The sequence below is a fragment of the Alcanivorax sp. HI0007 genome, from assembly GCF_001635525.1.
Classification (GTDB): domain Bacteria; phylum Pseudomonadota; class Gammaproteobacteria; order Pseudomonadales; family Alcanivoracaceae; genus Alcanivorax.
The window spans coordinates 1-16,358 of the sequence record NZ_LWEJ01000265.1 but is presented as its reverse complement, the minus strand read 5'-3'; the positions used below and the strand labels follow the sequence as shown (position 1 = coordinate 16,358).

The 16,358-nt window shown below is 56.9% G+C and carries 12 protein-coding genes, 1 tRNA gene and 1 pseudogene; all 14 read left to right on the top strand.

Annotated elements, in window-relative coordinates; translation table 11 throughout:
* A pseudogene (gene tuf, locus A3714_RS15865) lies at positions 1-388 on the top strand (elongation factor Tu); the annotation flags it as partial.
* Between the two features lie 67 nt (positions 389-455).
* Positions 456-531, top strand: a tRNA-Trp gene (locus A3714_RS15860).
* A 43-nt stretch (positions 532-574) separates the two neighbouring features.
* On the top strand, positions 575-949 hold the full coding sequence (gene secE / locus A3714_RS15855; RefSeq protein ID WP_062817989.1) for a preprotein translocase subunit SecE: 375 nt from the start codon (positions 575-577) through the stop codon (positions 947-949).
* A 9-nt stretch (positions 950-958) separates the two neighbouring features.
* The gene (nusG, locus tag A3714_RS15850; RefSeq protein ID WP_062817990.1) at positions 959-1,501 is read left to right on the top strand and encodes a transcription termination/antitermination protein NusG; all 543 of its coding nucleotides are present in this window, start codon (positions 959-961) and stop codon (positions 1,499-1,501) included.
* 114 nt (positions 1,502-1,615) lie between these two features.
* The gene (gene rplK, locus A3714_RS15845; protein WP_062817991.1) at positions 1,616-2,044 is read left to right on the top strand and encodes a 50S ribosomal protein L11; all 429 of its coding nucleotides are present in this window, start codon (positions 1,616-1,618) and stop codon (positions 2,042-2,044) included.
* A 3-nt stretch (positions 2,045-2,047) separates the two neighbouring features.
* Positions 2,048-2,743: a 50S ribosomal protein L1 gene (gene rplA, locus A3714_RS15840; RefSeq protein WP_062817992.1), complete on the top strand. Its 696-nt coding sequence runs from the start codon at positions 2,048-2,050 to the stop codon at positions 2,741-2,743.
* Positions 2,744-3,052: 309 nt separating this feature from the next.
* Complete coding sequence (gene rplJ, locus A3714_RS15835) at positions 3,053-3,583, top strand: 50S ribosomal protein L10 (protein WP_062817993.1); 531 nt, start codon at positions 3,053-3,055, stop codon at positions 3,581-3,583.
* Positions 3,584-3,648: 65 nt separating this feature from the next.
* Positions 3,649-4,026, top strand: a complete 378-nt coding sequence (rplL, locus tag A3714_RS15830; RefSeq protein ID WP_062817994.1) for a 50S ribosomal protein L7/L12 — start codon at positions 3,649-3,651, stop codon at positions 4,024-4,026.
* 146 nt (positions 4,027-4,172) lie between these two features.
* A complete protein-coding gene (rpoB, locus tag A3714_RS15825; protein ID WP_063509596.1) occupies positions 4,173-8,315 on the top strand; it encodes a DNA-directed RNA polymerase subunit beta in 4,143 nt (1,380 codons plus the stop codon).
* A gap of 97 nt (positions 8,316-8,412) precedes the next feature.
* Complete coding sequence (gene rpoC, locus A3714_RS15820) at positions 8,413-12,615, top strand: DNA-directed RNA polymerase subunit beta' (RefSeq protein ID WP_062817996.1); 4,203 nt, start codon at positions 8,413-8,415, stop codon at positions 12,613-12,615.
* Between the two features lie 152 nt (positions 12,616-12,767).
* The gene (rpsL, locus tag A3714_RS15815) at positions 12,768-13,142 is read left to right on the top strand and encodes a 30S ribosomal protein S12 (protein WP_022986299.1); all 375 of its coding nucleotides are present in this window, start codon (positions 12,768-12,770) and stop codon (positions 13,140-13,142) included.
* A 139-nt stretch (positions 13,143-13,281) separates the two neighbouring features.
* Complete coding sequence (rpsG, locus tag A3714_RS15810) at positions 13,282-13,752, top strand: 30S ribosomal protein S7 (protein WP_062817997.1); 471 nt, start codon at positions 13,282-13,284, stop codon at positions 13,750-13,752.
* 79 nt (positions 13,753-13,831) lie between these two features.
* Positions 13,832-15,931 carry an elongation factor G gene (fusA, locus tag A3714_RS15805; protein ID WP_062817998.1) on the top strand — a complete coding sequence of 700 codons (2,100 nt, stop codon included), beginning with the start codon at positions 13,832-13,834 and terminating at the stop codon, positions 15,929-15,931.
* Positions 15,932-15,963: 32 nt separating this feature from the next.
* A partial coding sequence (locus tag A3714_RS15800; protein ID WP_156493873.1) for a GTP-binding protein occupies positions 15,964-16,358 on the top strand: 395 nt, incomplete at its 3' end.

Here is a 16,358-nt window from a genome sequence, read left to right as displayed (position 1 = left end):
GGACGAAGGTCGTGCAGGCGAGAACGTTGGTGTTCTGCTGCGTGGTACCAAGCGTGATGAGGTTGAGCGTGGCCAGGTACTGGCCAAGCCGGGCTCCATCAAGCCGCACACCAAGTTCATTGCTGAGGTGTACGTGCTGAGCAAGGACGAAGGTGGTCGTCACACCCCGTTCTTCAACGGCTACCGTCCGCAGTTCTACTTCCGTACCACCGACGTAACGGGTGCATGTACCCTGCCGGAAGGTACCGAGATGGTTATGCCGGGCGACAACGTGCAGATGGACGTTGAGCTGATCGCGCCGATCGCCATGGAAGACGGCCTGCGCTTCGCTATCCGCGAAGGTGGCCGTACCGTTGGCGCCGGTGTGGTAGCCAAAATCACCGAGTAATTGTCGCGGTGATCAAGGGTGGCGGGCTAGCCTGCCACCCTGTTTTGTTTAAGGATTTCAGAGTTACAGGCCAGTAGTTCAATTGGTAGAGCACCGGTCTCCAAAACCGGCTGTTGGGGGTTCGAGTCCCTCCTGGCCTGCCAATTTTCCCAAGGCTGCCACTTGGGTGGTGGGGTGCATCGTAAGATGAGCGAGAAAACAGAAGCACGTTCCGGCTCTGCCGCCTTCGAGGCGGTGAAGTGGTTGCTGGTGGTTGGCCTGGTGGCCGCCGCTGTCGTCGGTAATAGCTATTTCTCCGAGCAGCCCACTCTTTACCGGGTGGTCGGTGTTGTTGCTGTTGCCCTGGTCGCAGTGTTCTTTGCTCTGCAGACCGAGCAGGGCAAGGCATTCAATCAGCTTCGCAAGGATTCCATGGTCGAGCTGCGTAAAGTGGTGTGGCCGACGCGTCAGGAAACCCTGCAGACCACGTTGATTGTGCTTGTCTTTGTTGTGATTGTGGCCCTGTTGCTGTTTGTGCTCGACTGGATTCTCGGTGGGCTCATGTCCTGGGTTATTGGCTAAGGGGTAAACATGGCAAAGCGCTGGTATGTGGTACATGCCTATTCGGGTTTCGAGAAGCACGTAAAACGCGCCCTGGAAGAGCGCGTTAAATTGCGTTCTATGGAAGAGCTTTTTGGTGAAATCCTGGTTCCTACCGAAGAAGTGGTAGAGATCAAGGGTGGCCAAAAGCGCAAGTCCGAACGCAAGTTCTTCCCGGGTTATGTGCTGGTGCAAATGGAGATGTGTGATGACTCCTGGCACCTGGTTAAAGAAACCCCGAAGGTAATGGGCTTTATTGGCGAAGATCCGAAGAATCCGGGTCGTGTCTCGCCGATTACCCAGAAAGAGGCAGATGCCATTCTTCGTCGCATGGATGATGCGGTGGAGAAGCCGAAGCCGAAGACATTGTTTGAAGCGGGTGAAGTGGTGCGTGTTAACGATGGCCCCTTTGCCGACTTCAATGGTGTGATCGAAGAAGTGAATTACGAAAAGAGCCGCTTGCAGGTGGCAGTAATGATCTTCGGTCGTTCAACACCGGTAGAGCTGGAGTTTGGTCAGGTCGAAAAGACCTGATACTGCCCGGCAACGGATTTATGGTGCCCTGGTCGCTGAAAAGCGGCCGGGGTGTTTTGACAACCTGAGGGGAGCCCGCTGTCGGCGTGGCGTTTGCACCCAAGGAGTCTTGCAATGGCGAAGAAAGTCCAAGCCTACATCAAGCTGCAGGTAGCAGCGGGTCAGGCTAACCCGTCCCCGCCGGTTGGTCCCGCTCTGGGTCAGCACGGTGTGAACATCATGGAGTTCTGTAAGGCGTTCAACGCCCAGACCCAGCAGCTGGATGCCGGTGCGCCGGTTCCTGTTGTTATCACCGTTTATAGCGACCGTTCCTTTACCTTCACCATGAAGACGCCGCCGGCCTCTTACCTGCTGAAGAAAGCGGCCGGTATCAAGAGCGGTTCTGGTGAGCCGAACACCAAGAAAGTGGGCAAGGTAACCCGTGAGCAGCTGGAAGAGATCGCCAAGGCCAAAGAGCCGGATCTGACTGCTGCTGATCTGGAAGCCGCTGTGCGCACTATCGCGGGCTCTGCCCGTTCCATGGGCCTGGATGTGGAGGGTTAACCAATGGCTAAGTTGTCCAAGCGTACCCGCGCCATCCGGGAAAAAGTGGAAGCTGGCAAACTGTACCAGGTAGAAGAAGCTGTGGCCCTGCTGGCCGAGCTGTCCACCGTTAAGTTCAAGGAATCCCTGGACGTGGCGGTGAACCTGGGTGTTGACCCGCGTAAATCTGATCAAAACGTTCGTGGTGCTTCCGTGCTGCCCCACGGTACGGGTAAAACCGTTCGCGTGGCGGTATTTGCTCAGGGCGCCAAGGCTGAAGAAGCGAAAGAAGCCGGTGCCGACGTGGTAGGTTTCGACGACCTGGCCGAGCAGGTTCAGGGCGGTGAAATCAACTTTGATGTGGTCATCGCTTCCCCTGACGCCATGCGCGTTGTCGGCAAGCTGGGCACCATCCTGGGTCCCCGTGGTCTCATGCCTAACCCGAAGGTGGGTACTGTAACTCCTGATGTTGCCCAGGCCGTGAAAAACGCCAAGGGTGGTCAGGTTCGTTACCGCACCGACAAAGGCGGCATCGTGCACTGCACCGTGGGCCAGGTGGGTTTTGACGCCAATGCGATCAAGGAAAACGTGGAATCGCTGCTGGCTGACCTGAAGAAAGCCAAGCCGTCATCTGCCAAGGGTACCTATTTCAAGAAGGTGACCCTGTCCACCACCATGGGCCCCGGTCTGAATATCGATCCGGCGTCACTGGCGATGTAACTGAATTTGAGCCTGGTGCTTGCTGGCCAGGTTCGCAAGGGCTTTGATCCCGATGACTCACTCTTCAATGAGGGTCTCGTCGGGGCGTCAAAGACCGCAGGTTTCCGGTTCTGTTAGGAGTCTGCCTTTATGAGGCAAGTAACAAACCGGGATTAAGGGGTAACCGCCTGCGCAGGCGCGGTAGTTGTTTCCTGACTCGTTCAGGTTGTGGCTCCGCGATAACGGCCGGGAAACCGGCCCTGGCGACCGCCTCGAAATCAGATTGCAGTCGATTTTGACGGTTAATGTTTGTGAATCCAGGAGGTAAACATGCCTTTGAATCTGGAGGACAAACGGGCGATTGTTGCTTCGGTCAATGCTGTAGCTACTGAAGCGCTGTCTGCTGTGGTTGCTGACTATCGTGGTCTCACTGTTTCTCAGATGACTGAGTTGCGTAGTAAGGCCCGTGAAACCGGCGTGTACCTGAAAGTGGTACGTAATACGCTGGCGAAGTTCGCCGTGAAAGACACTGATTATGAGTGTCTGAGCGACGTTCTGGTTGGCCCCACTGTTTTGGCTTTTTCCCAGGATGATCCGGGTGCAGCTGCCCGCCTCATCAAGGATTTTGCTAAAGACAATGACGCGCTGGAAGTTAAGGCTCTGGCTGTGGGTGGTATAGCGTATGGTCCTCAGGACATTGATGTCCTGGCCAAGCTGCCGACTCGCGACGAAGCACTTTCTCAGCTCATGTCCGTTATGCAGGCCCCGGTGGCCAAGTTTGTTCGTACCCTCAACGAGGTGCCCGGCAAATTTGTTCGCACGGTTGCTGCAGTCAAGGACCAGAAACAGAGTGCCGCCTGATTTGTCAGGCTGCGTAACTACCCGATCCAATCGGATCGCCCGTGTGGTGATTTAGGAGATTGAAAATGGCCGTTTCCAAAGAAGATATCCTCGGCGCTATCGCCGATATGAGCGTTATGGACCTCGTTGAACTGATCGAGGCCATGGAAGAGAAATTCGGCGTAACCGCCGCTGCCGCTGTTGCCGCTGCTCCTGCAGCTGCCGCTGGTGGTGAAGCTGCTGCCGAAGAAAAGACCGAGTTTGACGTTGTTCTGACCGGTTTCGGTGACAAGAAAGTTGGCGTGATCAAGGCTGTCCGTGAAGTAACCGGCCTGGGTCTGAAAGAAGCCAAAGAGCTCGTTGAAGGTGCACCTGCTTCTGTTAAAGAAGGCGCCTCCAAGGACGAAGCCGAAGAGATCAAGAAAAAGATCGAAGAGGCTGGCGGTACTGCCGAGCTCAAGTAAGCGCATTTGCGCAATGCCTTTCCACAATAATGCGGAAAGGCACCGGCTGGCAGCTTGAGGGCTGCCAGCCTTTTGTCGTTTCTGTATGAGAGGTTTCATGCAGAAATATCACCCAAGGGTGATAGATCAACAGCTGAGGAACGCAGATGGCATACTCATTCACTGAGAAAAAGCGGATCCGCAAAGATTTCGGCAAGCTTCCGAAGGTTATGGAGGTCCCGTACCTTCTGGCCATACAGCTCGATTCTTACAGTAAATTTCTGCAGCAGGATAAAAGTGCAGAAGAGCGTCTGGACCAGGGTCTGGAAGCCGCTTTCCGGTCAGTATTTCCGATTTCAAGTTATTCCGGGAATGCCGCGCTGGAGTATGCCGGCTATGAGTTCGGCAAGCCTGTTTTTGATGTAAAAGAATGTACTGTTCGTGGTACCACCTACGCCGCACCGCTGCGCGTACGGATTCGTCTGGTCATCTATGACAAGGAATCCAGTGGGGCTATCAAGGATATCCGTGAACAGCAGGTCTACATGGGCGAAATGCCCCTGATGACCGAAAACGGTACCTTTGTGATCAACGGTACCGAGCGTGTCATTGTGTCCCAGCTGCACCGTTCCCCCGGTGTGTTTTTCGACCACGATAAAGGCAAGACTCACTCCTCCGGCAAGCTGCTCTATTCCGCCCGGGTGATTCCTTACCGTGGGTCCTGGCTGGACTTCGAATTCGATCCCAAGGACCAGGTGTTCGTCCGGATCGACCGTCGCCGCAAGTTGCCGGCGACGATCCTGCTGCGTGCGTTGGGCTATACCTCCGACGAAGTGTTGGAGATGTTCTTCGAGACCAACGAGATTGCAGTGGAAGACGGCATTTACCGCATGAAGCTGGTGCCGGAGCGTCTGCGTGGTGAAACCGCGACCTTCGATATCCTGGCGGACGGTGAAGTCGTGGTGGAGCGTGGCCGTCGTATTACTGCGCGCCACATTCGCCAGCTGGAAAAGGCCAATATCGAGTACCTGGAAATTCCTGCCGAATACCTGCAGGGCAAGTACCTGGCCAAATCCATCATCGATCAGGACACCGGCGAGATCCTGGTGGAGTGTAACACCGAGCTGACAGCGGAAACGCTGGAGAAGCTGGAGCAGGGCGGAATTACCGATTTCGAAACCCTGTACACCAACGACCTGGACAACGGCCCGTTCATGGCCGACACCCTGCGTGCTGACCCGACCCGGACTCCCCTGGAGGCACTGGTCGAGATCTACCGCATGATGCGTCCGGGCGAGCCGCCCACCAAGGAAGCGGCGGAAAACCTGTTCAAGAACCTGTTCTTCACCGACGAGCGTTACGACCTGTCCGGTGTGGGGCGTATGAAGTTCAACCGTCGTCTCGGTCGCGAAGACGAAACCGGTCCCGGTATCCTCTATGACGGTCGCTACTTCAGCTCCCGTACCGATGAGGAAGGCAAGCAGTACTTTGCCCAGATGGGTGAAGAAACCTCCGACATCATCGAGGTGCTGCGCACCCTGGTCGACATCCGCAACGGTAACGGTGTGGTGGATGATATCGATCACCTGGGCAACCGTCGTGTGCGTTCCGTGGGTGAAATGGCCGAAAACCAGTTCCGTGTGGGTCTGGTGCGTGTGGAGCGTGCGGTCAAGGAGCGTCTGAGCCTGGCAGAATCCGAAGGCCTGATGCCCCAGGACCTGATCAACTCCAAGCCGGTGGCGGCTGCCGTGAAAGAGTTCTTTGGCTCTTCCCAGCTGTCCCAGTTTATGGATCAGAACAACCCGCTGTCCGAGATCACGCACAAGCGTCGTGTGTCCGCGTTGGGCCCCGGTGGTCTGACCCGTGAGCGTGCCGGCTTTGAGGTTCGTGACGTTCACCCGACCCACTACGGTCGTGTGTGTCCGATCGAGACCCCTGAAGGTCCGAACATCGGTCTGATCAACTCCCTGGCCACCTATGCCCGCGCCAACGAGTACGGCTTCCTGGAGTCGCCGTATCTGAAGGTCATTGACGGCAAGGTCAGCGAAGAAATCGAATATCTGTCAGCCATCGAGGAAGCCGAGTGCGTGATCGCACAGGTGGACGCGAAGATGACCGACGAGGGCGGTTTCGCGGAAGACTTCGTGACGGTTCGTCACCGCTACGAATTTACCGTGATGGAGCGTGACACCATTACCCATATGGATGTGTCTCCTCGCCAGGTCGTGTCTGTGGCGGCGTCACTGATTCCGTTCCTCGAGCACGATGATGCGAACCGCGCATTGATGGGCTCCAACATGCAGCGTCAGGCTGTGCCCACCCTGCGTGCCGACAAGCCGCTGGTAGGTACCGGTTTCGAGCGTCACGTGGCCCGTGACTCCGGCGTGTGTGTGGTGGCAACCCGTGGCGGTATCGTCGACAAGGTGGATGCATCACGGATCATCGTGAAAGTGAACGATGACGAAGTGAACGAAGGGGAAGCGGGTGTAGATATCTACAACCTGACCAAATACACCCGTTCCAACCAGAACACCTGCATCAACCAGCGTCCGCTGGTGAAAGTGGGTGACCGGGTTGCTGCCCGCGATATCATGGCTGATGGTCCGTCCGTGGACATGGGCGAACTGGCCCTGGGTCAGAACATGCGCGTGGCGTTCATGCCCTGGAACGGCTACAACTTCGAGGATTCCATCCTGATCTCCGAGCGGGTGGTCAAGGAAGATCGTTTCACCTCCATTCATATTCAGGAGCTGACCGCGATCGCCCGTGACACCAAGCTGGGTCCGGAAGAAATCACTGCCGATATTCCCAACGTGGGTGAGGCGGCACTGTCCAAACTGGACGAGTCCGGCATTGTTTACATCGGTGCGGAAGTGGGCGCTGGCGACATTCTGGTTGGCAAGGTGACACCGAAAGGTGAGACCCAGCTGACCCCGGAAGAGAAGCTGTTGCGTGCCATCTTCGGTGAGAAAGCCTCTGACGTGAAAGATACCTCCCTGCGAGTGTCATCCGGCGTCAAGGGTACCGTCATCGACGTGCAGGTCTTTACCCGCGATGGCGTGGAGAAAGATGAGCGAGCCAAGCAGATCGAGCAGGACTCCCTGGACCAGTTCCGCAAGGACTTGAAAGACGAGTTCCGTATCGTTCAGCAGGATATCCTGGAGCGTCTGCGCACCGTGCTGGTGGGCAAAAAGGTTAACGGTGGTGCCGGCTTCAAGCGTGGCACCGAGCTGACTGCCGATGCGCTGGACAATCTGGATGCGGACAAGTGGTTCGAGCTGCGCCCGGCCGACGACGATGTGGCCGAGCAGCTTGAGCGTGCCCAGCAGTATCTGGAACTGCACAAGAAAGAGCAGGACGAGCGCTACCGGGACAAGCAGGCCAAGATCTCTGGCGGTGATGACCTGGCTCATGGCGTGCTGAAAGTGGTCAAGGTTTACCTGGCTATCAAGCGTCGTATCCAGCCCGGTGACAAGATGGCGGGCCGTCACGGTAACAAGGGTGTGATCTCCGTGATCATGCCGGAAGAAGATATGCCGTACGACGAGCACGGTGTGCCGGTGGATGTGGTGTTGAACCCGCTGGGTGTACCGTCCCGTATGAACGTGGGTCAGATTCTGGAAACCCATCTGGGCTGGGCTGCCAAGGGTCTTGGTGAGCGTATCGGCGAGATGCTGGCCGAGCAGAAGAAAGTGGCGGAAATTCGCGGCTTCCTGGACAAGATCTACAACAAGGCAGGTGCCGGTGGTTCACCGGAAGATCTGGACAGCTTCAGCGATGACGAAATCATTGAGCTGGCCCAGAACCTGGTTGGTGGTGTTCCCATGGCAACCGCGGTATTTGACGGCGCCAAGGAATTCGAGATCAAGGAACTGCTGGAGCTTGCCGGTTACGATCGTTCCGGTCAGATGCAACTCTGGGATGGCCGTACCGGTGAGAAGTTTGATCGCAAGGTCACCGTTGGCTACATGTACATGCTGAAGTTGAACCACCTGGTGGACGACAAGATGCATGCCCGCTCCACCGGCTCCTACAGCCTGGTAACCCAGCAGCCGCTGGGTGGTAAGGCGCAGTTTGGTGGTCAGCGTTTCGGTGAGATGGAAGTGTGGGCGCTGGAAGCCTATGGTGCCGCCTACACCTTGCAGGAAATGCTTACCGTGAAGTCCGATGATGTGAATGGCCGTACTCGTATGTACAAGAACATCGTGGATGGTGATCACCGTATGGACCCGGGTATGCCGGAATCCTTCAACGTATTGCTGAAGGAAATCCGCTCTCTCGGTATCAATATCGAGTTGGAAAACGACTGAAGCGATGTGTGCCGCTTCCCTGCGGGGGAGCGGCTCGCGTTGTTACCCGGGTTTAGGAAAGAATTGAGAGCGTAAAGCTCGCTACGGAGGACTGGCCTTGAAAGACCTGCTGAATCTGCTTAAAAGTCAGGGACAAGTCACGGAGTTTGATAAACTCAAGATCTCTCTGGCACCGCCGGATCTGATCCGCTCCTGGTCTTTCGGCGAAGTGAAAAAGCCGGAAACCATTAACTATCGTACCTTCAAGCCGGAACGGGATGGCCTGTTCTGTGCGCGTATCTTTGGTCCGATCAAGGACTATGAGTGTCTGTGCGGCAAGTACAAGCGTCTCAAGCACCGTGGTGTGATCTGTGAGAAGTGTGGCGTCGAAGTCACCCTTTCCAAGGTTCGCCGTGAGCGCATGGGCCATATCGAACTGGCCAGCCCCACCGCGCACATCTGGTTCCTGAAGTCGCTGCCGTCCCGTATCGGTCTGATGCTGGACATGACCCTGCGTGATATCGAGCGGGTTCTGTACTTCGAGTCCTTTGTGGTGACTGAGCCGGGCATGACCACCCTTGAGCGTGGTCAGCTGCTGACTGACGAAGAGTACTTCGATGCCCTGGAAGAGTTCGGTGACGAATTCGAAGCCAAGATGGGTGCCGAGGCCGTACAGCAGTTGCTCATGGAGCTGGACCTGGTCGAAGAGATCAAGATCCTGCGCGAAGAAGTGGAATCCACCAACTCCGACACCAAGCTGAAGAAGCTGTCCAAGCGTCTGAAGCTGATGGAAGCCTTCAAGGATTCCGGTAACAAGCCGGAGTGGATGATTCTCACCGTGCTGCCGGTGCTGCCGCCGGATCTGCGTCCGCTGGTACCGCTGGACGGTGGTCGTTTTGCCACCTCCGACCTGAACGATCTGTACCGTCGGGTGATCAACCGGAACAACCGTCTCAAGCGCCTGCTGGACCTGAGCGCCCCGGACATCATCGTGCGCAACGAAAAGCGCATGCTGCAGGAATCGGTGGATGCGCTGCTGGATAACGGTCGTCGTGGCCGTGCCATCACCGGTTCCAACAAGCGCCCGCTGAAATCCCTGGCTGACATGATCAAGGGTAAGCAGGGTCGTTTCCGTCAGAACCTGCTGGGTAAGCGGGTGGACTACTCCGGTCGTTCCGTGATCGTGGTGGGGCCGTCTCTCAAGCTTCACGAGACCGGCCTGCCCAAGAAGATGGCGCTGGAACTGTTCAAGCCGTTCATCTTTGCCAAGCTGGAAGCCCGTGGTCTGGCGACCACCATCAAGGCGGCCAAGAAAATGGTCGAGCGCGAAACTGCCGAGGTCTGGGATATCCTGGCGGAAGTGATTCGCGAGCACCCGGTCATGTTGAACCGGGCGCCGACCCTTCACCGTCTGGGTATCCAGGCGTTCGAGCCGGTACTGATTGAAGGTAAGGCGATCCAGCTGCATCCGCTGGTGTGTGCGGCCTTCAACGCGGACTTCGATGGTGACCAGATGGCGGTGCATTTGCCGCTGACCCTGGAAGCCCAGCTGGAAGCCCGCGCGTTGATGATGTCCACCAACAACATCCTGTCGCCGGCCAATGGTGAGCCCATCATCGGCCCGACTCAGGACGTGGTACTGGGTCTGTACTACATCAGCCGCGAAAAGGTGAACGCCAAGGGTGAAGGCCAGATTTTTGCCGACACCAAGGAAGTGATGCGTGCCCTGGCCAACAAGCAGGTTGATCTGCATGCCCGGGTGAAAGTGCGTGTTCATGAAGTGGTGCGTGATCTGGAAGGTGGCGTTGAAGAGCGCACCTTTATCGCTGATACCACTCCGGGTCGCTGTAAGCTGTGGGATATCGTGCCCACCGGTCTGGGCTTCGCCATGGTCAACCAGAACATGACCAAGAAGGCGATTTCCAAGCTGTTGAACACCTGCTACCGGATTCTGGGTACCAAAGAAACCTGTATCTTTGCCGACCAGCTGATGTACCTGGGCTTCCGCGAAGCCACCCTGTCCGGTTCCTCCATTGGTGTGGAAGACATGGTGATCCCGGATGCCAAGTACACCATGATTGACGCGGCCGAAGACGAGGTTCGCGAGATCGAGGAGCAATTCGCTTCCGGTCTGGTAACCCGTGGTGAGCGTTATAACAAGGTGGTGGATATCTGGGCTCGTACCAACGACCAGATCGCCAAGGCAATGATGGAAAACCTGCGCGTCGAAGTGGTGAAGAACCGCGACGGCGAGGACGAAGAGCAGGGTTCCTTCAACTCTATCTTTATGATGGCCGATTCCGGTGCGCGGGGCTCCCCGGCACAGATTCGTCAGCTGGCCGGTATGCGTGGTCTGATGGCGAAGCCGGATGGTTCCATCATCGAAACGCCGATCACCAGTAACTTCCGTGAAGGTCTGAACGTACTCCAGTACTTCATCTCCACTCACGGTGCCCGTAAAGGTCTGGCCGATACCGCCTTGAAGACGGCGAACTCCGGTTACCTGACCCGCCGTCTGGTGGACGTGGCTCAGGATCTGGTCGTCACCGAGGATGACTGTGGTACTGAGGAAGGCCTGCTGATGGCGCCGCTGATTGAAGGCGGTGACGTGGTGGAAGGTCTGGGTGAGCGTGTTCTGGGTCGTGTGGTGGCCCGGGATGTGATGAACCCGCTGCAGCAGGACGAAGTCCTGGCGGAAGCCGGCACCCTGCTGGATGAAGTATGGGTCAACAAGCTGGAATCCATGGGTGTGGATGAGGTGCTGGTGCGCTCGCCGATCACCTGTGCCACCCGCTGGGGTGTGTGTTCCACCTGTTACGGCCGTGACCTGGCCCGTGGCCATCAGGTCAATGTGGGTGAAGCGGTGGGCGTTATTGCCGCCCAGTCCATCGGTGAGCCGGGTACCCAGCTGACCATGCGTACCTTTCACATCGGTGGTGCGGCCAGCCGGGCGTCTGCGGTGTCCAGCATCCAGATCAAGCACGGCGGCAAGGTGCGTTTCCATAACGCCAAGCACGTACAGCACAAGGACGGTCTGGTGATCGTTTCCCGTTCCGCCGACCTGGCGGTAGCGGATGAGCTGGGCCGTGAGCGTGAGCGTTACAAGCTGCCCTATGGTGCGACTGTGACCGTGGGCGAAGGTGATCAGGTTGATGGCGGTCAGGTGGTTGCCACCTGGGATCCCCATACCCACCCGATCATCGCGGAAGTGGAAGGCAAGGTGCAGTTCGGTGATATGGAAGAAGGTATCACCGTAAACCACCAGACCGACGAACTGACCGGTCTGACCAACATCGAAGTGCTGGGTACCCAGAACCGTCCCGCCGCCGGCAAGGACATGCGCCCCGTAGTGCGTGTGGTTGATGGCAAGGGTAAGGCGGTATTGATGCCCAACACTGACATGCCGGCCCAGTACCTGCTGCCGGGTGGTGCGCTGTGTGGTCTCAAGGATGGTGCCAGCATCTCCGTGGGTGACGTGATTGCGCGGATTCCGCAGGAATCCTCCAAGACCCGTGACATCACCGGTGGTCTGCCCCGGGTTGCCGACCTGTTCGAGGCACGGAACCCGAAAGAGGCTGCCATCCTGGCCGAGAAGACCGGTACCGTGTCCTTCGGCAAGGAAACCAAAGGCAAGGTTCGCCTGGTGATTACCCCGGATGACGGTGGTGACACCTACGAAGAGCTGATTCCCAAGTGGCGCCAGCTCAACGTGTTCGAAGGTGAGAAAGTGGAAAAGGGTGAAGTGGTCTCTGACGGCCCGCTCAACCCCCACGATATCCTGCGCCTGATGGGTGAATCCGAGCTGGCTCGTTATATCGTTAACGAGGTGCAGGAGGTTTACCGCCTGCAGGGTGTGAAGATCAATGACAAGCACATTGAAACGATCATCCGTCAGATGCTGCGTAAAGTGGAAATCCTGGAAGTGGGCGAGTCCCGCTTCATCAAGGGCGAGCAGGCGGAATACGCCCGCGTGATGGAAGAGATCGAGCGTCTCAAGGCTGAGGACAAAATGCTGCCCCAGTACGAGCGTCAGCTGCTGGGTATTACCAAGGCATCCCTGGCCACCGAGTCGTTCATCTCCGCCGCGTCCTTCCAGGAGACTACCCGGGTTCTGACCGAAGCGGCGGTCACCGGCAAGGAAGACGACCTGCGCGGTCTGAAGGAAAACGTGGTAGTAGGGCGTCTGGTGCCAGCGGGTACCGGCTATGCTCACCACCTGGAGCGCCGCCGTCAGCGTGTCGAGGCACGCGGACCGGAAGCGCCCACCATGGATGAGGTGGAAGCCGCCTTGTCCGAGGCTCTCAGCTCCTCTGACGAGTGATTGCTGGCGAGTGACGGAGTTCCTGGCATCTTGACGTGGTGCCGGGGGCTCCCTACAATCGCTGCCCCCCTGTTCTATGGGCAGTAAATGGGTGCCAGAACCGTCAAGTGACGGTTTCTGTCACAGAACTGTAAGCGTGAGGCAGTAGTTTCATGGCAACTGTAAACCAGCTGGTGCGCAAGCCGCGCAAAAGCAAGGTAGAAAAGAGCGACTCCGTAGCCCTGCAGGGCTGCCCCCAGCGTCGCGGCGTTTGCACTCGGGTGTACACCACTACCCCGAAGAAGCCGAACTCCGCACTGCGTAAAGTGTGTCGTGTGCGTCTGACTAATGGTTATGAAGTCTCTTCCTACATCGGTGGTGAAGGTCATAACCTGCAGGAGCACTCCGTAGTCCTGATCCGTGGCGGTCGTGTAAAAGACCTTCCCGGTGTGCGCTACCACACTGTGCGTGGAACCCTGGATACGGCAGGTGTGCAGGATCGCAAACAGCGTCGCTCCAAGTATGGCGCCAAGCGTCCCAAGAAGTAATTGAAGTAACCGAGCACCTTTTCTGAATGCCGTAGCCCTCAAGGCTGCGGAGGGATGAGTAAGGTCCGGACGGCATGCCGTTCCGGAATTACCTGAAGATTTCCCCGCCCACCGCGGGAATGTTAGAGGAACACATCCGATGCCAAGACGTCGCGTTGTCGCCAAACGTGAGATCCTTCCGGATCCTAAGTTTGGAAGCCAGTTGCTGGCCAAGTTCATGAACCATGTCATGGTCAGTGGTAAGAAATCTGTTTCCGAGCGCATCGTGTACGGTGCCCTGGATATCATCAGCGAACGCAAAGGGGCTGATTCCCTGGAGATGTTCGAGAAGGCGCTGGACAATATTCGTCCCGCCGTCGAGGTAAAGAGCCGCCGTGTCGGTGGTGCCACTTACCAGGTTCCTGTTGAGGTTCGTCCCAGCCGTCGTACCGCCCTGGCAATGCGCTGGTTGGTAGATGCTGCCCGTAAGCGTGGCGAGAAGAGCATGCCTGCTCGTCTGGCCGGCGAAGTGATGGATGCCGCCGAAGGCAAAGGCGCAGCGATGAAGAAGCGTGAAGACGTGCATCGCATGGCCGAGGCCAACAAGGCCTTCTCTCACTTCCGCTTCTAATAGCAGAAGGCAATCGAGTGAAGCCGGCCTAACTTCAGGCCGGTTTCTATATTTGAACCAGTGAATCGAGGTTAGCCGCGTGGCACGTAAGACTCCTCTCAATCGCTATCGTAATATCGGTATCTGCGCACACGTAGATGCGGGTAAAACTACCACTACCGAACGTATTCTTTTCTACACCGGTGTGTCTCACAAGATTGGTGAGGTGCATGACGGCGCTGCCACCATGGACTGGATGGAGCAGGAGCAGGAGCGTGGTATTACCATTACCTCTGCTGCCACCACTACCTTCTGGCAGGGTATGGACCAGCAGTATGACCAGCACCGTATCAACATCATTGATACTCCCGGGCACGTGGACTTTACCATTGAGGTGGAGCGTTCCCTGCGTGTATTGGATGGTGCGGTTGTTGTGTTCTGTGGTTCCTCCGGTGTTGAGCCTCAGTCTGAAACCGTATGGCGTCAGGCCAACAAATACGAAGTGCCGCGTATCGTGTTCGTCAACAAGATGGACCGCGCCGGTGCCGATTTCGACCGTGTTTGTGACCAGATCCGTAATCGTCTGGGTGCCAAGGTTGTGCCGATTCAGTACAACATTGGTGCGGAAGACGAATTCAAAGGTGTTGTCGACCTGATCCGGATGAAAGCGATCTTCTGGAACGAAGACGACATGGGCATGACCTATGAAGAGCGCGACATCCCGGAAAACATCCAGGCCCGTTGTGACGAGCTTCGTGAGCAGATGATGGAATCTGCGGCCGAAGGCTCTGAAGAGCTGATGGAAAAGTACCTGGAAAGCGGCGAGCTCAATAACGACGAAATCAAGGCGGGTCTGCGTCAGCAGGTTCTGGCCAATGAGATCGTTCTGGGCCTGTGTGGCTCTGCGTTCAAGAACAAGGGCGTTCAGGCGCTGCTGGATGCGGTTATCGAATTCCTGCCGGCACCTGATGAAGTAAAAGCGATTCAGGGTGTACTGGAAGATGGCGAGACTGTTGAGTCCCGCGAGTCTTCTGACAAGGCCCCGTTCTCCGCGCTGGCGTTCAAGATTGCCACGGACCCGTTTGTGGGCTCCCTGACCTTCATCCGTGTTTACTCCGGTGTGCTGAACTCCGGTGACAGCGTGATGAACTCCGTGCGCCAGAAGAAAGAGCGTGTGGGTCGTCTGCTGCAGATGCACGCGAATAGCCGTGAAGAGATCAAGGAAGTATTGGCTGGCGACATCGCTGCCTGTGTGGGTCTGAAGGATATCACCACCGGTGACACCCTGTGCGACCTGAACAACATCATCGTTCTGGAGCGTATGGAATTCCCGGATCCGGTAATTTCCGTAGCGGTAGAGCCGAAGTCCAAGGCCGACCAGGAAAAAATGGGTCTGGCTCTGGGTCGTCTGGCGCAGGAAGATCCGTCTTTCCGGGTTAAGACCGACGAAGAAACCGGCCAGACCATCATCTCTGGTATGGGTGAGCTGCACCTGGATATTCTCGTGGATCGTATGAAGCGCGAATTCAAGGTTGAAGCCAACATCGGTGCGCCGCAGGTGGCCTACCGTGAAACCTTTACCCGTCCGGCTGACGTGGAAGGCAAGTTCGTCAAGCAGTCCGGTGGTCGTGGTCAGTATGGTCACGTTAAGGTGAAGTTCGAGCCCATCGATCGTGATGAAGAGTTCCAGTTTGAGGAGCAGATTCACGGTGGTACGGTTCCGAAGGAATACTTCGGTGCAGTGCAGAAGGGTATCGATGAGCAGCTGCAGTCCGGTGTTCTGGCCGGTTATCCGATCCTGGGTGTGAAAGCGGTTCTGTACGATGGTTCCTACCATGAGGTGGATTCCAACGAAAACGCTTTCCGTATGGCGGGTGCCCTGGCTGTGAAGAACGCAGCGAAGGAAGCCGGTGCGGTACTGCTTGAGCCTATCATGAAGGTAGAAGCGGTAACCCCGGAAGATTACATGGGTGACGTAATGGGCGACCTTAACCGTCGTCGTGGTATCGTTCAGGGCATGGAAGACACCATGGCCGGCAAGATTATTCGTGCCGAGGTGCCGTTGTCTGAAATGTTCGGCTACGCTACCGACCTGCGTTCCATGTCTCAGGGTCGTGCCAGTTACTCCATGGAGTTCCTGAAGTACGCTGAAGCACCGAAGAACATCGCTGATGAAGTGATCAGCGGCAAAAAATCTTAAATTTACGGTTAATTTGTTAAGGGTATAGAGCCGTGGCAAAGGAAAAGTTTGAACGTAATAAACCGCACGTAAACGTAGGCACCATCGGTCACGTTGACCATGGTAAAACCACTCTGACCGCCGCGCTGACCCGCGTGTGTGCAGAAGTTTGGGGCGGTAGCGCCATCGCTTTCGACGGTATTGATAATGCCCCGGAAGAGCGTGAGCGTGGTATCACCATTGCAACCTCTCACGTGGAATACGATTCCCCGACTCGTCACTACGCCCACGTAGACTGCCCCGGTCACGCTGATTATGTGAAGAACATGATCACCGGTGCGGCGCAGATGGACGGTGCGATCCTGGTATGTTCCGCTGCTGACGGCCCGATGCCGCAGACCCGCGAGCACATCCTGCTGTCCCGTCAGGTAGGCGTTCCCTACATCGT